The organism is Acidovorax sp. SDU_ACID1 (assembly GCF_045291395.1).
Lineage (GTDB): Bacteria > Pseudomonadota > Gammaproteobacteria > Burkholderiales > Burkholderiaceae_C > MR-S7.
Genome location: NZ_CP152342.1, coordinates 2,501,397 through 2,523,203, shown reverse-complemented (window position 1 = coordinate 2,523,203; position 21,807 = coordinate 2,501,397). Strand labels below are relative to the sequence as shown.

The window sequence follows — 21,807 nt, the reverse complement described above, 5'->3', positions numbered from 1 at the left end:
GACCGATTCTGTTCTAAACGTCCTGCGGCGGGCGGGGCAGCAGCCGGAACGCCAGCGCCCCCAGCGCCAGCAGCGCCGCGATGCAGCCCATCACCGCCACGAACGGGTCCATGCCCCGCCCCTTGGCCAGCGACGCCACCAGCCCCGTGAACCACTGCATGGCCGCTACGCCCAGGAACATGGCCATGGTGAACACCGCCATGGCGCGCCCCGTGAGCTGGGCCGGATAGGCCGCGCGCACGTCGGCGTACTGCAGCACGATGTAGCCCGACAGCAGGCCCGTGGCCAGCATGCAGGCCACGTCCACCCAGGCCGAATGCACCAGCGCCATGGCCACGAAGAGCAGCGCCATCAGCAGCGTGCAGACCACGATCCAGCCGCGCCGCGTGGCCGCGCCCGGGTTGATGCGGCCGAACACCATCGGCCCGCACAGCGCCACCACCGACAGGGCCAGCGCCACGTTGCCGCTGTCCACCAGCGAGAAGCCGTGGCGCTCGATCAGCATGGGCCCCAGCCACAGGCCGCGCAGGGAAATGAGGGCCGCATAGCTCACCGCGCCCAGCGCCACGATGCCCCAGGTGTGCGGCAGGGCGAAGAGGGCGGCGAAGCGCGCCACTGCCTCGCGCACCGATTCCTGCGGCATGCCGTGCGCGGGGCCGAGTGCGGGCTCGTGCACGCCGCGCCAGATCCACAGCCACGCGGCCAGCGCCATCGCCGCCAGCACCACGAAGCCCGTGCGCCACGACCACTGCTGGACCAGCCAGGCCAGCGGCGTGCCGGTGAACAGCATGCCCAGCGTGCCCAGCGCCATCGACAGGCCCGATAGGGACGCGAAGCGTTGCGGCGCGAAATGCCGCGCGATGAACACCGTGCACACCAAGAAGGCAGGCGCGCAGCCCACGCCGATCAGCGCCTGCCCCAGCACCAGCGTGCCGTAGCCCGGCGCCGCCGCCGACAGCAGCGCGCCCGCGATGCACAGCGGGAACGCCGTGAGCACCGTGCGGCGCACGCCGTACAGGTCGATGCCGATGCCCATGAAGAGCTGCATGGCTCCGAAGGCGAAATGGAACGTGCCGGCGAACACGCCCAGCGCCTGGGGCGACAGGTGGAACTCGGCCTGCAGCGGCGCGGCCAGGATGGCCGCCACGGTGCGGAAGGCCGAACTCAGCGCGAAGCCCGAGGTGAGCGCCACCAGCATCATCATCGCCGCGCGCGGCGGCAGGGGGCGGGCGGGGCAGACGGTGCAGGGGCGGGCGTGGCGCGGGTCATGGGCCGCAAGGCTACCCGATCGCATCGGCTTGCGCTGTGCTTCCAGGGAAAACCAGGTCCAGCGCTTATCTGGAAAGCGCGAGCAGCTATGAAAAAAGAAGCGCGCTACATGCCCTTGAACAGGTGCGCGTACAGCCGGCTCACGGCCAGCCGCTCGGAGCGGCCGCGCAGGCGCAGGTGCAGGCGGCCCGATTCGTCGCGCACCGCGCTGTCGATGGCGCCCGCGCGCACCAGCGTGCCGCGGTGCACCTGCCAGAACTCGGTGGGGTCGAGCTGCGCGACCAGCTCCTTGAGCGGCGTGCGGATCAGGTGCTCGCGCTCGGCGGTGAGCACCCGTACGTACTTGTCGGCGGCTTCGAAATACAGCACCTCGGCCACGGGCACGAAGTGGATCTGCGACCCGCTGCTGGCCTGGATCACCTCCAGCCGCGCGGCGGCGGGCGCGGGCGCGCTCAGGGCCGGTGCCTGAACCAGCTCGCGCAGCTGGGCCAGCGTCTGCTCCAGTGCGGGCGTAGCGCGCTGCTGCAGCGCCTGTTGCAGCTTGGCGCAGGTCTGCGCCAGACGCGCGGGCTGCACGGGCTTGAGCAGGTAGTCCACGGCCTGCGCCTCGAAGGCCTGCACTGCGTACTGGTCGTAGGCGGTCACGAAGACCAGCGCGGGGAAGGGGCGCGCAGTGGCGTCCCAGGCGTCGGCCAGTTCCACGGCGGCCTCCAGCCCGCTCTGGCCGGGCATGCGGATGTCGAAGAACAGCACGTCGGGCTGCAGGCGCAGCGCCTCGCGCGCGGCGGCGAGGCCGTCGGCCACGGTGGCGGCAATGTGCAGCGCGGGCCACGCGCGGGCCAGCTCGTGCTGCAGCGCGGCGGCCAGCAGTGGCTCATCCTCGGCAATCAAGGCCCTGGGCGGTGAGGTGTTCATGGGGTTGGGCGTTCAAGGGAAAAGTGACCGTGGCGCTTGTGCTGCCTGCGCTGCCAGCTATTAATTCGAGAGTGCCGGCGGCTCCGTAGAGCGTGGCGAGCCGCTCGCGCACCTGCTGCAGCCCGAAGCCGCTGCCGCCCGGCGCGCCGCCGTTCAGCCCGGCGCCCGTCAGCCCGGCGCCCGTCAGCCCGGCGCCCGTGTCGCGCACGGCCAACTGGATGCGCGCGTCCTCCAGCAGGCGCGCCTGCACGTCGATGCGCCCGCCCTCCACCTGCGGCTCCAGGCCATGGCGGATGGCGTTCTCCACCAGCGGCTGCAGCAGCAGGGGCGGCACGCTGGCCTGCGCGAGCGATTCGGGCAGGTCCAGCGTGAAGGCCAGGCGCGGGCCCATGCGCACGGCCATCAGCGCCAGGTAGTCGGCCACGCGCGCGAATTCGTCGGCCAGCGGGTGCAGCGTGCCGCGCGAGGCGCCCAGCGTGGCGCGCAGGTAGGCGATCAGGTGGTCCAGCATGGCCTGGGCGCGCGGCGGGTCGGTGGCCACGAGCACGCGCAGGTTGGCCAGGGTGTTGAACAGCATGTGCGGTTCGAGCTGCGTCTCCAGCAGCTTCAGGCGCGCCTCGGCGGCATCGCGCTGCGCCTGGGCGATGGTGGCTTCGAGGAAGCGCGCCTTGCCCCGGCTGTAGAAGAGGAAGCAGATGGCGGCGCTGGCCGCGACGGTGATGACCAGGGTGGAGGCGAAGTCGTGCTGTTGCGCGAGTGCCAGCACGTCGAACGTGCCGCCGCTGTACAGGTTGCCGATGGCGGTGCCCACGACGAAGCCGAATGTGGTGCCCGCCAGCATGAGCAGCCAGCCCCGCCAGCCGTGCGGCCACGGCACGGCGCTGCCGCGCGTGAGCGCGATGCGCCCCAGGTCGATGAAAAGCCAGCTCAAGGTGCCGATCGGCAGCGAGTAGGCGAGGTTGGTGTCCCATGCGCCCTTGCCCGCCAGCGTGACGCCGAGCGCGATGAGGCAGCAGAAGACCACATTGATCAGCAGGCGGCTGGCGATGGCGGAAGGCTGGTCGATGGGGCGGCGCATGGCGGAGGTGTCGTTGGCCGGCCCATTGTGCAGCGGCCGGGCGGCGCCGGTCACCGTGCGCTGCCTTCGCGCTCTTGCAGGGCGCGGCGCTCGCGCTGCAGCAGCCGGTCGTACCAGCCGCCGCCGGGCAGGGCCAGCCACACGGCCGCGCCGTGCAGCAGCAGCCCCAGGCCCCAGCCCAGGGCGGGGTACATGGCCCAGTGCCGGCCCTGGTGGGCCGACAGGGCGGCGAGCAGCAGGTTCACGGCCACGTAGGCGCAGGCGTGCAGCAGCCAGCCGAGCTTGGCGCCCGCGCGGCGGCGGGCGAGGCGTTCGAGGTCTTCGGGATGTGCGGTTCGCATGGCGTGTCTCCTTTCGCGCATGGAGGCACTGTGCGCGCGCGCCGCCGGCCCCGCCACCGCCTTGCGACGAACGGCGCCAGGGCCGTGCGAGACGCTTTCGCGGGGGTGGGAATGGATAATCCGCGCTCTTGCCGTTTTCTCAGGACACCCGCGTGGATCTTCTTTTGCTTGCCAAGGCCGCCGTCATGGGCGTGGTCGAGGGCCTGACCGAATTCCTTCCCATCTCCTCCACAGGCCACCTGATCCTCGCCGGCGCGCTGCTCGGTTTCGACGATGCCAAGGCCAAGGTCTTCGACATCGCCATCCAGACCGGCGCGATCTTCGCCGTCATCCTCGTCTACTGGCAGCGCATCCGCGATACGCTGGTGGCCCTGCCCACGCAGCGCCAGGCGCAGCGCTTCGCGCTGAACGTGCTCATCGGCTTCGTGCCCGCCGTGGTGCTGGGGCTGCTGCTGGGCAAGGCGATCAAGGCGCACCTGTTCACGCCCGTGGTGGTGGCCAGCACCTTCATCGTCGGCGGCTTCATCATCCTGTGGGCCGAGCGGCGCCAGCAGACCGCCGTGCGCATCCAGTCGGTGGACGACATGGGGCCGATGGACGCGCTGAAGGTGGGCCTGGTGCAGTGCCTAGCGATGGTGCCGGGCACCAGCCGCAGCGGCGCCACCATCATCGGCGGCATGCTGCTGGGGCTGTCGCGCAAGGCGGCGACGGACTATTCGTTCTTCCTGGCCATTCCCACGCTGATCGGCGCGGGCGTCTACAGCCTCTACAAGGAGCGCGCGCTGCTGTCGGCGGCCGACGTGCCGCTGTTCGCGGTGGGGCTGGTGTTCTCGTTCATCAGCGCCTGGCTGTGCGTGCGCTGGCTGCTGCGCTACATCAGCAGCCACAGCTTCGTGCCGTTCGCCTACTACCGCATCGTGTTCGGCGTGGTGGTGCTGCTGACCGCGTGGTCGGGCGTGGTGACCTGGGCGGATTGATTCAAAAACGATAGCTGCCAGCGCTTGCCAGGCAAGCGCTGGAGGCCGATTTAACTATCAATCCGGCCGCACGTGCCGCACGGCCGTCTTGGGCCGGAAGGCCTTGCACACGGCGGCGCGCGTTTCCAGGTACGGCCCTTTGAGCAGGTCGATGCAGTAGGGCACGGCCGCGAAGATACCGGGCGTATCCGGCAGGCCTTCGAGCGTCTCGGCAATGGCCTTGGGCTGGCCCGGCAGGTTGATGATGAGGCACTGGCCCCGGATCACGGCAACCTGGCGCGAGAGGATGGCCGTGGGAACGAAGCGCAGGCTGATCTGGCGCATCTGCTCGCCGAAGCCGGGCATTTCCTTGTCGGCCACGGCCAGCGTGGCCTCGGGCGTCACGTCGCGCAGCGCGGGGCCGGTGCCGCCGGTGGTCAGCACGAGGCTGCAGCCGGCATCGACCAGTTCGATGAGCGTGGTGCTGATGGTGGCCTGCTCGTCGGGGATCAGGCGCGGCTCGAAGGCGATGGGGTTGTGCAGCGCGCGCCCCAGCCAGTCGTTGAGTGCGGGCAGGCCCTTGTCCTCGTAGACGCCGCCGCTCGCGCGGTCGCTGATGGAGACGATGCCGATCTTGACCGGCTCGGGCGGGGGCAGCGTGTCAGGCATCGGCTTGTCGCTCCTCATGGGCCGCCAGCTCGGCGGCATCCTGCATCTGCTCGCGAACGAGCTGGAACAGCTCGCGGTAGGCGCGGCCCTTGCGCGGGGCCAGACCCTGCGATTCGGCCACCTTGGCATCGTGTGCGGCGGGAGCGTCCTTGCGCGCCTGGCGGATCAGCGCGCGGATCTGCTGCGTGTCGGTACGCGGGAACTGCTCCAGCCACTGGGCGAGCGCGCCGTCGTCGGCGATGAGCCGGTCGCGCCAGTGCTCGGCCTGGTGCAGCGCCAGCTTCTCGGCGGCCGAGCCGTTCTGCTGCTCGTCCAGCGCGGCGTGGATGGCGTCCCGCTGCGCGTCCTCCAGCTTGCGCATCAGCTTGCCGACGAACTGCATCTGCCGGCGCTTGCCTTCGAAGTTGGTGATGCGCTTGGCTTCAGCCAGCGCCTCCTGCAGCTTCTCGGGCAGTTCCAGGCGCGCGAACAGGTCGCCGCGCAGCGTGAGCAGCGCCTGGCCCAGCGACTGCAGGGCCTCGCTTTCGCGCTTGAGGTCGGTCTTGCTCGATTCCGACGTGCCTTTGAGTTCGGCCTTGAGCTGAAGGTCCAGCTCGCTGCCCTCGGCAACGAAGTGGCCCTTCACGTAATAGCCTTTTTTGGGTTTGCGTGACATGGGTTTGCTCGCGGAAGGGGCCGGTATCATAGCCGCCGCTATGAATACACCCGTCTCCGAGCCTGAAAGCGGCTTCAGCTACTCCCGCGATTTCTTTGAAGACCTCGTCGATCAGGCCCTGCGGCACGCCAAGAAGCTCGGCGCCACCGACGCCGGCGCCGATGCGTCCGAAGGCTGCGGCCTGTCGGTCAACGTGCGCAAGGGCGCACTGGAGACGGTGGAGCGCAACCGCGACAAGTCGCTGGGCGTGACCGTCTACGTGGGCAAGCGGCGCGGCAACGCGAGCACGTCCGATTTCTCGCCCGCCGCAGTGCAGCGCACCGTGCAGGCCGCCTACGACATCGCCCGCTTCACGGCCGAAGACCCCGTGGCCGGGTTGCCCGACGAGGCCGACATCGCGCCCCAGGCGGAGCACCGCGATCTGCAACTGTTCCACCCCTGGCCCATCACCAGCGAAGAGGCTGCGCGCCTAGCGCTCGAATGCGAGGAGGCGGCCTTCAAGACCCACAAGCGCGTGACCAACAGCGAGGGCGCGGGCGTCTCGGCGCAGCAGAGCCACTTCTTCAGCGCGCACACGCGCGGCTTTCGCGGCGGCTACGCCAGCTCGCGCCACAGCGTCTCGGTGGCGCCGATCGCCTCGCTGCCCGGCCGCAACGCCGAGATGCAGCGCGACGCCTGGTACAGCTCCATGCGCGACGCGCGCGAGCTGGCCGCCCCTGCCGCCGTGGGCCGCTACGCCGCCGAGCGGGCGCTCTCCCGCCTGGGCAGCCGCAAGATCGCCACCACCGAATGCCCCGTGCTGTTCGAGTCGCCCCTGGCCGCCGGGCTGCTGGGCGGCTTCGTGCAGGCCGTGAGCGGCGGCGCGCTCTACCGCAAGAGCAGCTTCCTCGTCGATGCGCTGGGCAAGCAGGTTTTCGCCAAGCACATCGACGTGCGCGAGGACCCGTTCATCCTAGGCGGCAAGGGCAGCTCTCCGTTCGACGAGGAGGGCGTGCGCGTCGCACCGCGCCAGGTGGTCGATGGCGGGCGGGTGGAGGGCTACTTCCTCAGCACCTACTCGGCACGCAAGCTCGGCATGAAGACCACGGGCAACGCGGGCGGCTCGCACAACCTCACGCTCACCTCGCGGCTCACGTGGGCGGGCGACGACCTCGATGCGATGCTGCGCAAGCTCGGCACGGGCCTGTTCGTCATCGAGCTCATGGGCCAGGGCGTGAACTACGTGACGGGCGACTACTCGCGCGGCGCGAGCGGCTTCTGGGTGGAGAACGGCCGCATCGCCTACCCGGTGCACGAGATCACCATCGCCGGCAACCTCAAGGACATGCTGCTGGGCATCGAGGCTGTGGGCGCCGACGCCTACAACTACGGCGCGAAAACCGTCGGCTCCATCCTCGTCAACCGCATGAAGGTGGCGGGCAGTTGAGCGCGCTTGCGCGGCCGGACTGGGCCAAGGCCCTCGTCGTGGTCGTGATCTGGGGGCTGAACTTCGTCGTCATGAAGTGGGGGCTGGCCACGCTCTCGCCCCTGCTGCTGTGCGCGCTGCGCTTCATCGCCGCGTCGCTGCCGCTGCTGCTGTTCGTGCCGCGCCCGCGCAACCTGCCGTGGAGCCTGCTGGCCGCCTACGGGCTGGCGCAGGGCGTGGGACAGTTCGGCCTGCTGTTCACCGGCATGCGCCTGGGCATGCCGGCGGGCATGGCCTCGGTGGTGCTGCAGACGCAGGCGTTCATCACGCTGCTGCTGGCCGCCGCGCTGCTGGGCGAGCGCCCGCAGCGCTGGCAGTGGTGGGGTTTGGCCGTCGCCACGCTGGGGCTGCTGGCCATCGGCAGCGCGCATGGCGATTCGGCGCGGGACATGACGCTGGCCGGCTTCCTGATGACCGTGGGCGCGGCGGCGCTGTGGGCCACTTCCAACCTGCTCACGCGCCACGCGGCGCGCCATGGCCCCTACGAGCCCGTGCCCTTCATCGTGTGGAGCAGCCTGTTCCCCGTGGTGCCGCTGCTGCTGCTCTCGGCGTGGCTGGAGGGAGACATGGCCGCGCAGCTCGCCGCCTTCGGCTGGCGCGAGCTGGCCGTGGTGGGCTACCTCGCGGGCCTCTCCACCCTGGTGGGTTACGGCCTGTGGACGCGCCTGCTGCAGCGCTACCCGGCCAGCACCGTGGCGCCGCTGTCGCTGCTGGTGCCGGTGGTGGGGCTGCTCTCGGCCCTGCTGCTGCTGGGCGAGCGGCCCTCGGCGCTGCAGTGGCTGGGCACGGCGGGCGTGCTGCTGGGCATGGTGGTCAACCAGTTCGGCGGGCGCTGGCGGCGGCGAGCATAGCCTCGCCCACCAGGCGCTCGCCGCGGGCGGCGAGCGCCTCGCCCGCGCCCTGGATGTCGCGCGCTTCCTTGTTCTGGCTCAGCTTGGCCTTGCCCTCCAGGCGGGTGATCTCGATCTCGATGCCGACGATGGCCTGGAGCAGCGTGTCGATGAAGTCCTGGGGCGCATCCGTCATCTTCCAGGGCACGGGCTGGCCGGCCTCGTGCGTGCGGGTGAGGCGGCCCACCATGCCGCGCACGTAGCGCTCGTCGTCGCGGATGGTGACGCGCCCGTGGGCGTGGGCCACGAGGTAGTTCCAGGTGGGCACCTGCCTGTGCAGTTCCTGCTTGCTCGGATACCACTGCGGCGAGATGTAGGCGTCGCCCGCGCGGAAGATCACGAGCACCTCGTCGCCATTGACCAGTTCCTGCCACACGGTGTTGGCACGCGCCACGTGGCAGTGCAGCACGCCCTGCGTGCCTTCCTGCGCGCGCAGTTCGAACGGCAGGTGGTTGGCGTCCAGGCCCTTGGCGCCGTGGGTGACCAGGGTGCCCATGGGGTGCCGGGCGATGAGGCCGTGCAGGACCTCGGGGCGGGATTCTTCGAAGTGGGCGGGGGTGTACATGGCGGCGATTGTTCGTCTATCCTGGTTCAGGAAGGTGTACCAGTTTCACTTTATTTTCGTGGACCACAACGCATGCCGCGCACCGCCAAGACGCCGCAGATTCCCGCCATCGGCCCGCTCGACCGCAGCGCCGGCGCGCTGGGGCGCCAGCTGGCGCAGAAGCTGCGCGACGCGGTGAAGGGCGGCGGGCTGCAGCCGGGGAGTCCCTGCCGTCGACGCGCGCGCTGGCCGAATCCCTGGGCATCGCCCGCGGCACGGTGGTCCAGGTGTACGAGCAGCTGATGGCCGAGGGCTTCCTGGTGTCGTGCCCCGGCGTGGGCACGCAGGTCGCGCCGTCTTTGGCGGGCGTGCCGCGCAAGGGGCGGCGCGCGGCATGCCGCTGCCCCCGCTGCCGCCTGCGGCGGAGGCATTCGCCCGGGTGGCCTCGCAGTTCACGCCGCTTCCGCCCGTGCCGTTCGCCGTCTCTGTGCCCGTGGGCATGGCGGCGCCCGGCCTGGCGTGGCGCCGCCTGGGCAACCGCATCCGCGCCCATGGCGCGGGCGCGCCCGGCGGCTATGGCGACCCCCAGGGCGCGCTGCCGCTGCGGGAGGCCATTGCCGACTACGTCCGGCGGTCGCGCTCCGTGCACTGCGGCGCGGAGCAGGTCATCGTCACCACGGGTACGCAGCAGGGCCTGTTCCTCGCCTGCATGGTGCTGCTGGGGCAGGACGATTGCGCCTGGGTGGAGAACCCCGCCTATCTGGGCATCACGGCCCTCCTGGACGCGTTGGCGCCCGGACGGAGGGTGCGCGTGCCCGTGGACGAGGAGGGCATCGACATCGCGGCCGGCCTGCGCCTGTGCCCCGGCGCCCGCGCCGCGTTCGTCACGCCGTCGCACCAGTACCCTCTGGGCATGCCCATGGGCATGGCGCGGCGCAACGCGCTGCTGGACTGGGCGCGCGCCCGCTCGGCGTGGATCGTGGAGGACGACTACGACAGCGAGCTGCGCTACACGGGCCACCCGTTTCCCTCGCTGCAAGGGCTGGACCCCGGGCGGGTGGTCTACCTGGGCACTTTCAGCAAGATCCTCTTTCCCTCGCTGCGGCTCGGCTATGCCGTCGTGCCGCCCGCGCTCGTGCAGGCGTTCCGCGGCGCCCGCGCGCTCATGGACCGGCACCCGCCCAGCGCCGACCAGCACGTGCTGGCCGCCTTCATCGCAGAAGGGCACCTGGACCGGCACATCCGGCGCATCCGGGGCGTCTATGCGCAGAGCAGGGCCCAGCTGTTGCAGATCCTGCAGGAGGCGCTGCCCGGCGGCCTGGCATGGCTGCAGCCGAGCGACCAGGGCATGCACTGCGTGCTGTGGCTGGCGCCGCGCATCGACGACCGGGCGGTCGCCCTCCAGGCCGTGCGGGCCGGCGTGGCGGTGCGCCCGCTGTCGCCGATGTATGCGCCCGGCAGCGGCCGGCCGGGGCTGGTGCTGGGCCTGGGGGCGTTCCCGGCGGAGCAGGTCGCGGAGGCCGCGCGGCGGCTGGCAGCCGTCATCGCCGGGGCTGCCGCGTGAGGGCGATGCGCAAAAAAGAGAGCTGGCTGCGCTTGCTGCCACTGGACTTCGATAGAAAACCCTTCTGAAACCATTGCTGGACAAGCGTGGCCAGCTCCATTTTTGATAGTCCTCAAAATAGGTAATAAAAATTATTATCATTACCGTTTTTGACAAAGCGCCTTCCGGCACTACGGAAAGGCGCCAGAAAGGACCGAACGGATGGTTTCCCTTGCACCGGCAGCCAAGCCGCCGCCCTCGCTGCGGCGCTACCGCGCGGCGGTAGCTTCGCGCACCGTCGCCGCCGTGGCCGGCGGCTACCTGCTCGCGGCGGCGGGCGCGGCGGTGGGCGCGCATGCGATGGCCGGGCTGGGCATGCCGCGCGCCGACGCGGCGCTGGCCTCGACCCTGCTGGCCTTCATCGTCCACGCCGTGGCGGCGATGTGGGCATTCGGCTGCGCCAGCGCCTGGCGCGCATGGGCGGGCGTGTGCCTGCCCGGCGCGGTGCTGGCACTGGCCGCCTGGTGGCTGCAGCGCGGGGGGATGGCATGAGCCCCCGCCCGGCCGTTCCGAAGGGGGCTCGCACCGCAGTGCAAAGCACGGAGGTTAAGCAATGAGGCCCGACGGCAAGCCCGAGGGGCTGCGGCAGTCCATGTCGTGGCTGCATACCTGGAGCGGCCTGCTGCTGGGCTGGCTGCTCTACGCCGTGTTCTTCACCGGCACGCTGAGCTATTTCCGCGACGAGATCGACGACTGGATGCGGCCCGAACTGCACGTCTCCGTGCCCGGCCCCGAGACGGCGCAGCGCGCGCTGGACGCCATGCAGCGCATCGCGCCCGAGGCCACCACCTGGACGCTCTCGCTGCCCGGCCCGCGCCAGACGGCGGTGGAAGCCTCCTGGCGCGAGCCGGGGGCCGCGCAGGGCCGCGCCGGGCTCAAGCGCGCCACGCTGGACGCCGCCACAGGCGAGCGCATCGAGCCGCGCGAGACGCGCGGCGGCGCCTTCCTCTACCGCTTCCACTTCGAGCTGTACGCCATGCCGCGCGTGTGGGGCCGCTGGATCGTGGGCATCGCCACCATGTTCATGTTCGTGGCCATCCTCAGCGGCGTCATCACGCACAAGAAGATCTTCACGGACTTCTTCACCTTCCGCCCCAAGAAGGGCCAGCGCTCGTGGCTCGACGCGCACAACGCCACGGCCGTGCTGGCGCTGCCGTTCCACCTCGTCATCACCTTCAGCGGCCTGGTGCTGCTGATGTTCATGCTCATGCCCTGGGGCATCCAGGCCATCTACGGCGGCGACACGAACGCCTATTTCGCCGAAGTGCGCGGCGCCCGCCCGCAGGCAACGACGCAGGGCGAGCGCCAGCGCGGGGGCAGGCAGGAGGCCGGGGCCGCGGCGCTGGCACCCGTCGCGCCGCTGATGGCCGAGGCCGCGCAGCGCTGGCCCGTGCACGGCGTGGGCAGCATCACGGTGAACGCGCCCGGCACGCCGCGCGCCACCATCGAGCTGCGCGAGGGCGGCGGCGAGAGCCTGGCCAACCGCGGCCAGGCGCGCACGCTGCTGTTCGACGGCGCCACGGGCCGGATGCGCGATCGGCCCGAGCCGGCCGCGCCCTCGTGGGTGCGCGCCACGAGCAACGTGGTGACGGGCGTGCACCTGGGCCGCTTCGCCGAGCCCGCCGTGCGCTGGCTGCTGTTTCTCTCCGGCGTGGTCGGCACGGTGATGGCGGCCACGGGCATGGTGCTGTGGGTGGTCAAGCGGCTGCCCGAGCGCCGCAAGCTCGGGCGCACGCCGTTCGGCCACCGGCTGGTGGAAGTGCTCAACGTGGGCTCCATCGCCGGCCTGTCGGTCGCCACGGCCGCGTATTTCTGGATGAACCGGCTGCTGCCCGCGGGGCTGGAGGCGCGCGGCGACTGGGAGATCCGCGGCTTCTTCATCGCCTGGCTGCTGTGCCTGCTGCACCCGTTGGTGCGCACGCACCGCCGCGCGTGGCTGGAGCAGATGCTGCTGGCCGCGCTGCTGTTCGCGCTGCTGCCGGTGCTCAACCCGCTGACGGGCGGCGCCTCGCTCGCGCAGAGCGTTCCGCACGGGCAGTGGAGCATCGCCGGGTTCGACCTGACCATGCTGGCGCTGGCCGCGTTGCACGGCTGGGTGGTCTGGTGGCTGCTGCGCGGAAAGCCCGCCGCAAAGCCCGCGCCGCGCGCGGCGGCACCCGCCACCGGCGGCGTGGCCGTGAAGGCGCAGGCCTGGGAGCGGGCGCAATGATGGCCTGGTCCGCCCTGTTCCTGGCCTTCGCGGCCTTCACCGCCATTGCCGCGTCGATGGAGCGGCACGGGGACGACCTGCGGCTCGCACCGCAGGGCCGTGCGCTGGCCTGGCGCGCGGGCGGCTACGGCCTGCTGGCCGCCTCGCTGCTGCCGTGCCTCGTGCACTGGAACGCATCGGTGGCGGTCACGGCGTGGCTGGGCCTGCTGACCTTCGCCGCACTGGCGCTGGGGCTGCTGCTCACCTATGCGCCCCATGCGGCGCGGCGTGCGGCGCCCGCGGCCGGCGCCGCGGGGCTGCTGGCCGCGCTGCTCTCCCTTCCGCTCTGACTTTTCCGCCGGCTTTCCTGCGCCCCCGGGGCGCGGGAAGGCCCTTCCACCCCAGGCTTCGCGCGCGGGGCCGGGCCGCGCACGCCCTGCGCGCGGCTTGTTCATCCACAGGAGACTCCATGCATTCGATTTCCAGCCCTTTCCCTCCATCGCGCATGCACTGGGCCGCACGCCTGGCGGCCGGCGTGCTCGCGGGCGGCGCGGCCTCGTGGGCGCAGGCCCAGGCCGGCGCCGCGCAGCCCGAGGCCAAGCTGTCCGCCGTGGTGGTGACCGCCACGGGCTACGAGCAGGCGCTGTCGGACGCGCCCGCGTCCATCACCGTGGTCACGCAGGAGCAGCTCGAAGGCAAGCGCTACCGCGACGTGACCGACGCGCTGCAGGACATTCCCGGCATCTCCATCGAGGGCGGCGCGGGCGGCAAGATCGAGTCCACGCAGGTCTACATGCGCGGGCTGGGCGAGGACTACGTGCTGTTCCTCGTCGACGGCAAGCCGCTGGGCTCGTCCTCGCAGGCGTACTACAACGGCTTCGGCAGCGCCACGCAGGTGGGCTGGCTGCCGCCCGTCTCGGCCATCGAGCGCATCGAGGTCATCCGCGGGCCGATGTCGTCGCTCTACGGATCGAGCGCGCTCGGCGGCGTGATCAACATCATCACCAAGAAGGTGGCCAGCGCCTGGACCGGCAGCGTCACCGTGGACGGCGTGGTGCAGGAGCGCTCGGACGCGGGCGGCGAGCACCAGGAGCGCTTCTACCTGAGCGGCCCCATCGTCTCCGACCGCCTGGGCCTCACGCTGTACGGCTCGCGCTTCCAGCGCAGCGAGGACGGCTTCACCGGCGGCTACGCCGCCAAGGAGCGCAAGGACCTCACGGCCAAGCTGGCCTGGAAGCTCACCGGCGCCCAGACGCTGGGCCTGGAGGCGACGCACGGCGAGAGCGACAACACGCGCACGGCGCGCACCGGCGCGGCCGGTTCGGTGAACAACGAGCGCGACTACTTCGCGCTGACGCACGACGTGGACTGGGGCGCGGGGGCGCGCACCAGCTCCTTCGTCACGCGCGAGGAGGTGGAGATCACCAACGGCAGCAACTATTCCGAGTACGCCGCCACCTTCGCAAACACCAAGACAGTGCTGCCGCTGGGCAGCCACATGCTCTCGTTCGGCGGCGAGTACAAGAAGGAGAGCACCAACCACGACGCGAGCCGCTTCCCCGGCTCGCGCATGACCGACCTGTCGCGCTGGCAGATGGCGCTGTTCGCGGAGGACGAATACTTCCTGAACGACCAGCTCTCCGTGGTCGGCGGCCTGCGCTACGACCGCAACGAGCACTACGGCAGCGAGTGGATTCCGCGCCTGTACGGGGTGTACCGCCTGACGCCCGAGTTCGTGCTCAAGGGCGGCGTCAGCGGCGGCTACAAGGCGCCCACGCTCAAGCAGGCCGACGACAACATCGTCGAGATCGCCGCGCGCGGCGCCGCGTGGGACATGGGCAACAAGGACCTCAAGCCCGAGAAGAGCACCAACTACGAGATCGGCCTGAACTGGACTTCGCCCGAAGGCGCCAACGCCGGCGTGACGGTCTACCGCACCAGCTACAAGGACAAGATCAGCACGCAGACCATCTGCACCAGCCCCGCCTCGGCGCCCGACTGCCACTACAACGGCGAGACGCGCCAGCGCATCAACCAGTACGTGAACGTCAGCTCCGCCGACCTGACCGGGCTGGAGGCCTCGCTGAGCATGCCGCTGGGCGCGGTGCGGCTGTCCACGTCCTACACCTTCACCGACAGCGAGATCAAGAGCGGCGCCGACGTGGGCAAGCCCCTGAACAACCTGCCGCGCCACATGCTGAACCTGGGCGCGGACTGGAGCGTGACCGGCCCGCTCAAGCTCTGGGGCAAGGCGCGCTACAAGGGCAAGACCATCGACGGCGGCACCAGCCAGCTGCCGGCCTACACGCTGGTGGACCTGGGCGCCACCTACCAGGTGAACAAGAACCTGCGCCTGTTCGGCGGCTTCTACAACCTGCTGGACAAGGAAGTGAGCATCGCGGACTACGGCAAGACCCTCGACGGCCGGCGCCTGTACGTGGGCTTGACCGCCGATTTCTGAGGCCGTTCAGTACGCTGCGCCGGGCGCGCCCGGCGCGGCCACGGCGGCGCCCGCGAACTGGGTGCGCAGCTTGCGCGCCGCGTTGGCGAACATGAGCACGTCCACGCCCACGGCCACGAAGGTGCAGCCCAGGTCGAGGTAGCGCTGGGCGAGCGCCGGGTCCGACGTGAGCGTGCCCGCGGCCTTGCCGCTGGCGATGATGGTCTTCATCGCGCCCTCGATGGCGGCCTGCACCTCGGGGTGGCCGGGGTTGCCCCGGTGGCCCATCGACGCGGCGAGGTCCGCCGGGCCGATGAATACGCCGTGCACGCCGTCCACCGCGCAGATGGCCTCCAGGTTGCCGAGCGCGGTGACGGTCTCGGCCTGCACCAGCAGGCAGACCTCGTCGTCGGCCACGGCCAGGTAGTCGGCGCGGCTGCTCCAGCGCGACGCGCGCCCCACGGCGCTGCCCACGCCGCGCACGCCCTTGGGCGGGTACTGCGTGGCGGCGACGATGTCGCGGGCTTGGCTTGGCGTATCGACCATGGGCACCAGCAGCGATTTCGCGCCGATGTCCAGCATCTGCTTGATGAGGGCGGTGCTGCCCTCCACCACGCGCACCACGGGCTGGCCGGGGTCGGGCGCCATGGCCTGCAGCGCAGCCAGGGTGCTGCGCAGGTCGTTGGGGGCATGCTCGCCGTCGATCAGCAGCCAGTCGTAGCCGCAGGTGGCGGCGGCTTCGGCCAGGTACGGGTCGGCCATGGAGAGCCACAGGCCGATCTGCGCCTGTTTAGCGGCCAGCGCGGCTTTGAAGGGGTTGTGTGCGGGCATGTTCAGTCCAGTTGGCCTTGGCAGACGTACTTGATGTGCAAGTAGTCGTCGAGCCCGTGGGTCGATCCCTCGCGCCCGTAGCCCGACTCCTTCACGCCGCCGAAGGGCGCGGCCTCGGCCGAGATGGCGCCTTCGTTGATGCCGACGATGCCGGATTCGAGCGCATCGGCCACGCGCCAGATGCGGCGCACGTCCTGGCTGTAGAAGTAGGCGGCGAGGCCGAAGGGCGTGTCGTTGGCGGCCTGGATCACCTCGGCCTCATCGTCGAACACGGTCAGCGGCGCGACGGGGCCGAAGGTTTCCTCGCACGCGCATTGCATGGACGCATCGGCACCCGCGAGCACGGTGGGCGCGTAGTAGGTGGCGCCCAGCTCCGGCAGGCGCTTGCCGCCGGTGAGCACCTTGGCGCCCTTGGCGACGGCGTCCTGCACGTGGCGCTCGATCTTCTCCACCGCGCGGTCGTTGATCATGGGGCCGATCTGCGAGGCGGGGTCGCTCGCGGGGCCCACCTTCAGCGCACCCACGCGCGCGGCGAGCTTGCTGGCGAAGGCATCGAACACCGCGCGGTGCACGAACACGCGGTTGGGGCACACGCAGGTCTGGCCGCCGTTGCGGAACTTGGCGGCCATGAAGCCTTCGACGGCGGCATCCACGTCGGCGTCGTCGAACACGATGAAGGGCGCATTGCCGCCCAGCTCCAGCGAGAGCTTCTTGAGCGTGTCGGCGCTGCGGCGCGCGAGGTGCTTGCCCACGGGCGTGGAGCCGGTGAAGGTGATCTTGCGCACGCGCGCATCGTCGAGCCACACGTTCACCACCTCGGGCGTCTTCTCGCGCGAGGCGGTGACGATGTTGAGCACGCCGGGCGGCACGCCCGCCTCGTGCGCGAGCAGCACCAGCGCGAGCGAGGTGAGCGGCGTGTCCTCGGCGGGCTTGCAGACCACGGTGCAGCCTGCGGCCAGCGCGGGCGCGATCTTGCGCGCGATCATCGCGGCGGGAAAGTTCCACGGCGTGATCGCGGCCACCACGCCCACGGGCTCGCGCAGCGCGAACATGCGCCGGCCGGGCAGCGGCGCGGGGATGACCTCGCCGTTCATGCGCGTGGCCTGTTCGCCGAACCATTCGATGTAGCTCGCGGCATAGGCCACCTCGCCCTTGCCCTCGGCCAGGGGCTTGCCCTGTTCGAGGGAGATCAGCTTGCCCAGGTCGTCCTGGTGCGCCAGCACGAGGTCATTCCAGCGCTTGACGATCGCCGCACGCTGCTTGGCCGGCACCTTGCGCCATGCCGGAAAGGCGTTGTGGGCGGCGTCCAGCGCGGCGCAGGCCTCTGGAGCGCCGCTGTCGTGCACTTCTGTGATGACGTCGCCGGTGGCCGGGTCGGTGACGGCCAGGCGTGCGGTGGGCGTGGCGCTCCAGGCGCCGCCGATGAAGTTGGCGCTGCGAATCAGGTCGGTGCGGGTGAGGGTGAGCGGCATGGCGTTATGAGTCAAATCAGCCGCCAGCGCTTGATGGTAAAGCGCAAGCAGCTATGGTTTCAGGAGTGCTTCAGCTAACGATGCCGAGATGCCAGGGCACGAACTCATGGTCGCCCAGGCCGAGCGACTCGCTCTTGGTCGGCTCGCCGCTGGCATGGCGCAGGATCTGTTGGAAGATGCGCTCGCCCATCTCGGGCACCGTGCATTCTCCATCGACTATGACGCCGCAGTTGATATCCATGTCTTCTTCGAGGCGGCGGTACATCGGCGTGTTGCTCGCCAGCTTGATCGTCGGCGCGGGCTTGCTGCCGAACATGGAGCCGCGCCCGGTGGTGAAGCAGATCAGGTTGGCGCCGCTGGCGATCTGGCCCGTCGATGCCACGGGGTCGTAGCCGGGCGAGTCCATGAACACGAAGCCGTTTTGCGTGATGGGCTCGGCGTATTCGTAGACGGCCTGCAGCGGCGTGGTGCCGCCCTTCATGGCGCTGCCCAGCGATTTCTCGAAGATGTTGGCCAGGCCCCCGGCCTGGTTGCCGTGGCCCACCACGCCGTTGAACTGCGCGTTCTGGCCGCTGGCGTACTTCTCCCACCATGCGAGGCGGTCGAGCAGCTTCTGTCCCACTTCCGGCGTGATGGCGCGGCGTGTGAGCATGAATTCCACGCCGTGGATCTCCGGCGTTTCGCTCAGGATGGCCGTGCCGCCGTGGCGCACCAGGATGTCCATCGCGGCGCCCAGCGCCGGGTTGGCGGTGATGCCCGAGAAACCATCGGAGCCGCCGCACTCCAGCCCGATCTTGAGGTGGCTCGCGCTCACCGTCTGGCGCTGCGCCTGGTTGGCGATGGGCAGCATCTCCTCGATCGCCTGGATGCCCGCCGCGATGGTCGCGCGCGTGCCGCCCGTCTCCTGCATCACGAAGGTGCGCAGCAGCTGGCCCTGCTGCAGGCCTTGCGATTCCATGAGCCCGTCGACCTGGTTGCGCTCGCAGCCCAGGCCCACGATGAGCACGGCCGCCAGATTGGGGTGGCGCGCATAGCCCGCCAGCGTGCGGCGCAGCACGTCGAAATGCTCGCTGGGCGAGGACATGCCGCAGCCGCTGGTCTGCGCGAACGCGGCCACGCCATCCACGTTGGGGAAGGCCGCGAGCCGCTCGGGCGTGAAGTGCGCCGCGATGTTCTTGATGACCGTGGCCGAGCAGTTCACCGACGAGAGGATGCCGATGAAGTTGCGCGTGCCCACCTTGCCGTCGGGCCGCACGAAGCCCTGGAACGTGGCGCGCTGGCTTTCGGGCAGGTAGTCCACGGGCCGCACGTCGGCGCCGAAGGCCGGGTCGCGGTAATAGTCCACCAGCTTGAGGTTGTGGCTGTGCACGTAGTCGCCCGGCTCCAGGTCACGCGTGGCGACGCCGATCACCGTGTCGTACTTCTTGACCTGCTCGCCCTCCTTGATGGGGCGCGCGGCGATCTTGTGGCCCGCGGGCACCTGGGCGCGCGTGCGCACGCCCAGCTCCGGGATCTCCTGGCCCAGCGCCAGCGCCGCCTTGGCGACGAGCACGTTGTCGTTGGGGTGCAGGTGCAGCAGGGGGCTGGCGCTCGGGGTGGTCATGATTTCATCAGCTCGCGCAGCTTGAGTTTGTCGATCAGCACAGTCTCCTTCTGGTAGACCGTGTTCACGTATTTTTCATAGTCCGGGCCGTCCAGGTACATCACCGGCGCGTCGATCTTGTCCGTCACGGCCTTGAACTCGGGGCTGGCCACGGCCTGCCTGAAGGCGTCGCGCAGCTTGGCGAGGATGGCCGGGTCCACGCCCTTGGGCGCGCCGATGCCGTTGGGCGCATCCACCACCACGTTGTAGCCCAGATCCTTGAGCGTGGGCACGTCCTTGAAGCGCGGCGTGCGCTGCTCGCCCCAGGTGGCCAGCAGGCGCAGCTTGCCGGCCTCCACGTGCGGCGCCCACGAGCTGGAGTCGGCCAGCGCGTCCACGTGGCCGCCCAGCACGCCCTGCAGCGCCTCGGCGCCGCCCTTGTAGGGCACGTGGTTGAGCTGGATGCCCGCGGCGCCGGCGAATTCCTCCATGCCCACATGCGTGGCACCACCCACGCCTGCGTGGGCATAGGTCACCTGGCCGGGCTTGGCCTTGGCGGCGGCCACGAATTCCTGCAGCGTCTTGTAGGGCGAATTGGCCGGCACGGCGATGCCGAAGGTCTGGCCCGAGGTGCGCGCGATGTAGGTGAAGTCCTTGCGCGGGTCGGCCTGCAGCGTGCCGAGCTGCGAGAAGCGCGTGACCGAGATCGGGATCTGTCCGATGGTGTAGCCGTCGGGCCTGGCCGATGCCAGCGCCTTCGCGCCGATCATGCCGGAGGCGCCCGCCTTGTTCTCCACCGCGATGGACTGGCCCAGCACGCGGCCGGCCACGGTGCACAGCGCGCGCATCGACTGGTCGGCCGTGCCGCCGGCGGGCCAGGGGCAGATGAAGGTGATGGGGCGTTCGGGCCAGCTCTGTGCGAACAGGCGGCCGGATGCGGCGGCGAGGGTGGTGGCGCCCAGGGCGCCGAGCACGTGGCGGCGCTGCACGCTGCGTGGCGTGGTCATATTGTCTCCTTCTGTCGTGGGGTTGTGCGAAACAGCGCCATTGTTGGAAACTGCCGCATAACAATCCAATGAAAATATCGACAGTCTTCATTGCCTGCAGGTTATGAAGCCGCAGGCCGGAACGCCGGGCGGCGCACAATGCAGGCAGCGAAGGAGACACCCCATGAACACGACGGCACGATTCAAGGTGGGCGACCACGTGCGCTGGAACTCCGAGGCCGGGCATGTGACCGGCACCATCATCGCGGTGCAAACCGGCGACTTCGACTACAAAGGCCACCGGCACCGCGCGAGCGCGCAGGAGCCGCAGTACGAGATCAAGAGCGACAAGACCGACCACATCGCCGCCCACAAGGGCAGCGCGCTGCGGCTGCTATGACGCAGGCGGCGCCCTTCTTCACCATCGGCCATTCCAACCGCAGCCTGGCCGAGTTCGAGGCGCTGCTGCGCGAGGCCGGCGTCGAGTTGGTGGCCGACATCCGCAAGATGCCCATGTCGCGCGCCAATCCGCAGTTCAACCACGACGCGCTGGCACCGGTCCTGGCCGCGCAAGGCATGGCCTACGAACACATCGCCGCGCTGGGCGGCCTGCGTGGCCGCTCGCCCGGACTGGCGCGCGCGCTGAACGGCTATTGGGAGAACCCGAGCTTCCACCGCTACGCCGACTATGCGCTGTCGCCCTCATTCCGCACCGGCCTCGAACACCTGCGCCGCGCGGGGCGCGCGCGGCGCTGCGCGCTGATGTGCGCCGAAGCCGTGTGGTGGCGCTGCCACCGCCGCATCGTGGCCGACTACCTGATCGCCAGCGGCGAGGCGGTGTTCCACATCATGGGCCCGGGCCGGCTGGAGCCCGCCAGGCTCACGCCCGGCGCGGTGGTGCAGGCCGACGGAGCCATCACATACCCCGCAGCGGCGGAGCAGGGCGGACCGCCATGAGCAAGATCGACCGCGTGTTGCGCAGCAACCTCAAGCTGCGCCACCTGCAGATGCTGGTGGCACTGGACCAGTTCCGCCACCTGGGCCGCGCAGCGGAATTCCTCTCCGTCACGCAGCCGGCCGTCTCCAAGACGCTGGCCGAGATCGAGAACATGTTCGGCCTGCCGCTGTTCGAGCGCTCCACGCGCGGCACCGAGCCCACGGCCGCCGGTGCCAGCGTGGTGCGCTTCGCGCGCTCGGTGCTCGCAGGCTACGAGCGCACGCGCGACGAGATCGCCGCCGAGGCCAGCGGCGCCAGCGGCCGCACCAGCGTGGGCGCCATGGTGGCCGCCACGCCCGTGCTGCTCTCGCGCGCCGTGGAACGGCTCAAGGCCCGCTCCAGCCGCACCACCGTGCTGATCGACGAGGGCGACCTCACGCGCCTGCTGCCCCGCCTGCGCCTGGGCGAGCTGGACCTGTTCATGGGCCGCCTGGAACCCGCCTATGCCTCGCCCGACCTCGAAACCGAGCCGCTCTACGAAGACCCGATGGCTGCCGTGGCGCACCCAGCGCACCCCCTGGTGAAAAAGCGCAGGCCCACCTGGGCCGACATCGCCGCCCAGCCCTGCGTCATGCCCCCGCCCTGGGCGTCGCTGCGCGTGAAGCTGGAGCAGCAGTTCTTCGCCCACGGCCTGCACCCGCCGGCGGACATCATCGAATCGGCGGCGTTCCTCTCGCAGATCACCTTCATGCACCAGCGCGGCGCCGTGGCCTTCATGGCGGGCACGGTGGCGCGGCACTATGCACAGCGCGGCGTGGTGGCCGTGCTCAAGCTGCCGGTGCAGGTGGGACTGCCGCCTGTGGGCCTCATCACCCTGCGGGGTCAGGCAATGACGCCGGTGACGGGGTTGCTGGTGGAGTGCTTGAGGGAAGTGGGGAAAGGTTTGCCCTGAGGGAGGGCTGGAGCGGCGCTGCAGTGTGTTGCGA

At 70.5% G+C, this 21,807-nt stretch carries 21 protein-coding genes and 1 pseudogene; 11 read left to right on the top strand and 11 right to left on the bottom strand.

The window, feature by feature from the left end; genetic code table 11:
* Positions 1-13 precede the first annotated feature (13 nt).
* From AAG689_RS12450 to AAG689_RS12435, 4 genes are all read right to left on the bottom strand, one after another.
* On the bottom strand, positions 14-1,204 hold the full coding sequence (locus AAG689_RS12450; RefSeq protein WP_406626335.1) for an MFS transporter: 1,191 nt from the start codon (positions 1,202-1,204) through the stop codon (positions 14-16).
* Between the two features lie 170 nt (positions 1,205-1,374).
* On the bottom strand, positions 1,375-2,184 hold the full coding sequence (locus AAG689_RS12445) for a LytR/AlgR family response regulator transcription factor (RefSeq protein ID WP_406626209.1): 810 nt from the start codon (positions 2,182-2,184) through the stop codon (positions 1,375-1,377).
* Positions 2,144-3,316 (bottom strand): sensor histidine kinase, encoded by a 1,173-nt coding sequence (locus AAG689_RS12440; RefSeq protein ID WP_406626208.1) that lies wholly within the window; start codon positions 3,314-3,316, stop codon positions 2,144-2,146. Before AAG689_RS12440 ends, AAG689_RS12445 begins: the two co-directional genes overlap by 41 nt.
* Positions 3,313-3,603, bottom strand: a complete 291-nt coding sequence (locus AAG689_RS12435; RefSeq protein ID WP_406626207.1) for a 2TM domain-containing protein — start codon at positions 3,601-3,603, stop codon at positions 3,313-3,315. The genes AAG689_RS12440 and AAG689_RS12435 overlap by 4 nt, the downstream gene beginning before the upstream one ends.
* A gap of 152 nt (positions 3,604-3,755) precedes the next feature.
* Here AAG689_RS12435 and AAG689_RS12430 point away from each other — a divergent pair, with 152 nt between their 5' ends.
* The gene (locus AAG689_RS12430) at positions 3,756-4,580 is read left to right on the top strand and encodes an undecaprenyl-diphosphate phosphatase (RefSeq protein WP_034690161.1); all 825 of its coding nucleotides are present in this window, start codon (positions 3,756-3,758) and stop codon (positions 4,578-4,580) included.
* Between the two features lie 57 nt (positions 4,581-4,637).
* Here the strand turns inward: AAG689_RS12430 and mog are convergent, their stop codons facing one another.
* Together mog and yjgA are read right to left on the bottom strand one after the other, a co-directional pair.
* Entirely contained in the window at positions 4,638-5,228 is a 591-nt protein-coding gene (gene mog, locus AAG689_RS12425) for a molybdopterin adenylyltransferase (protein ID WP_406626206.1), read from the bottom strand.
* A complete protein-coding gene (gene yjgA, locus AAG689_RS12420) occupies positions 5,221-5,883 on the bottom strand; it encodes a ribosome biogenesis factor YjgA (RefSeq protein WP_020227588.1) in 663 nt (220 codons plus the stop codon). The genes mog and yjgA overlap by 8 nt, the downstream gene beginning before the upstream one ends.
* A gap of 40 nt (positions 5,884-5,923) precedes the next feature.
* Here yjgA and pmbA point away from each other — a divergent pair, with 40 nt between their 5' ends.
* Positions 5,924-7,309 carry a metalloprotease PmbA gene (gene pmbA / locus AAG689_RS12415; protein WP_406626205.1) on the top strand — a complete coding sequence of 462 codons (1,386 nt, stop codon included), beginning with the start codon at positions 5,924-5,926 and terminating at the stop codon, positions 7,307-7,309.
* A complete protein-coding gene (locus AAG689_RS12410) occupies positions 7,306-8,199 on the top strand; it encodes an EamA family transporter (RefSeq protein WP_406626204.1) in 894 nt (297 codons plus the stop codon). The genes pmbA and AAG689_RS12410 overlap by 4 nt, the downstream gene beginning before the upstream one ends.
* Here the strand turns inward: AAG689_RS12410 and AAG689_RS12405 are convergent.
* Positions 8,162-8,803, bottom strand: a complete 642-nt coding sequence (locus AAG689_RS12405; protein WP_406626203.1) for an FMN-binding negative transcriptional regulator — start codon at positions 8,801-8,803, stop codon at positions 8,162-8,164. The genes AAG689_RS12410 and AAG689_RS12405 overlap by 38 nt on opposite strands.
* A 72-nt stretch (positions 8,804-8,875) precedes the next feature.
* On the opposite strand from AAG689_RS12405, the pseudogene AAG689_RS12400 reads away from it, so the two are divergent.
* The 5 genes and pseudogenes from AAG689_RS12400 to AAG689_RS12380 all read left to right on the top strand — a co-directional run bounded on the left by AAG689_RS12400 (position 8,876) and on the right by AAG689_RS12380 (position 15,034).
* Positions 8,876-10,346: pseudogene (locus tag AAG689_RS12400) on the top strand (PLP-dependent aminotransferase family protein).
* Positions 10,347-10,547: 201 nt separating this feature from the next.
* A complete protein-coding gene (locus AAG689_RS12395) occupies positions 10,548-10,877 on the top strand; it encodes a DUF3649 domain-containing protein (protein ID WP_406626202.1) in 330 nt (109 codons plus the stop codon).
* Positions 10,878-10,938: 61 nt separating this feature from the next.
* Entirely contained in the window at positions 10,939-12,594 is a 1,656-nt protein-coding gene (locus AAG689_RS12390) for a PepSY-associated TM helix domain-containing protein (protein WP_406626201.1), read from the top strand.
* Positions 12,591-12,923 (top strand): DUF3325 family protein, encoded by a 333-nt coding sequence (locus tag AAG689_RS12385; protein WP_406626200.1) that lies wholly within the window; start codon positions 12,591-12,593, stop codon positions 12,921-12,923. Before AAG689_RS12390 ends, AAG689_RS12385 begins: the two co-directional genes overlap by 4 nt.
* Before the next feature lie 119 nt (positions 12,924-13,042).
* On the top strand, positions 13,043-15,034 hold the full coding sequence (locus tag AAG689_RS12380) for a TonB-dependent receptor domain-containing protein (protein ID WP_406626199.1): 1,992 nt from the start codon (positions 13,043-13,045) through the stop codon (positions 15,032-15,034).
* Between the two features lie 6 nt (positions 15,035-15,040).
* On the opposite strand, the gene hpaI is transcribed toward AAG689_RS12380, so the two are convergent.
* From hpaI to AAG689_RS12360, 4 genes are all read right to left on the bottom strand, one after another.
* Positions 15,041-15,844, bottom strand: a complete 804-nt coding sequence (gene hpaI / locus AAG689_RS12375) for a 4-hydroxy-2-oxoheptanedioate aldolase (RefSeq protein WP_406626198.1) — start codon at positions 15,842-15,844, stop codon at positions 15,041-15,043.
* A 2-nt stretch (positions 15,845-15,846) separates the two neighbouring features.
* Positions 15,847-17,316, bottom strand: a complete 1,470-nt coding sequence (locus AAG689_RS12370) for an NAD-dependent succinate-semialdehyde dehydrogenase (RefSeq protein WP_406626197.1) — start codon at positions 17,314-17,316, stop codon at positions 15,847-15,849.
* Positions 17,317-17,386: 70 nt separating this feature from the next.
* A complete protein-coding gene (locus AAG689_RS12365; protein ID WP_406626196.1) occupies positions 17,387-18,919 on the bottom strand; it encodes a UxaA family hydrolase in 1,533 nt (510 codons plus the stop codon).
* Positions 18,916-19,905: a tripartite tricarboxylate transporter substrate binding protein gene (locus AAG689_RS12360; protein ID WP_406626195.1), complete on the bottom strand. Its 990-nt coding sequence runs from the start codon at positions 19,903-19,905 to the stop codon at positions 18,916-18,918. Before AAG689_RS12360 ends, AAG689_RS12365 begins: the two co-directional genes overlap by 4 nt.
* Positions 19,906-20,068: 163 nt before the next feature.
* On the opposite strand from AAG689_RS12360, the gene AAG689_RS12355 reads away from it, so the two are divergent.
* Genes AAG689_RS12355 through AAG689_RS12345 form a run of 3 tightly spaced genes read left to right on the top strand, consistent with a single transcriptional unit; the run spans position 20,069 to position 21,773 of the window.
* On the top strand, positions 20,069-20,284 hold the full coding sequence (locus tag AAG689_RS12355; RefSeq protein ID WP_406626194.1) for a DUF2945 domain-containing protein: 216 nt from the start codon (positions 20,069-20,071) through the stop codon (positions 20,282-20,284).
* Positions 20,281-20,841: a DUF488 family protein gene (locus tag AAG689_RS12350; protein WP_406626193.1), complete on the top strand. Its 561-nt coding sequence runs from the start codon at positions 20,281-20,283 to the stop codon at positions 20,839-20,841. The genes AAG689_RS12355 and AAG689_RS12350 overlap by 4 nt, the downstream gene beginning before the upstream one ends.
* Positions 20,838-21,773: a LysR substrate-binding domain-containing protein gene (locus tag AAG689_RS12345; protein ID WP_406626192.1), complete on the top strand. Its 936-nt coding sequence runs from the start codon at positions 20,838-20,840 to the stop codon at positions 21,771-21,773. Before AAG689_RS12350 ends, AAG689_RS12345 begins: the two co-directional genes overlap by 4 nt.
* Positions 21,774-21,807 lie beyond the last annotated feature (34 nt).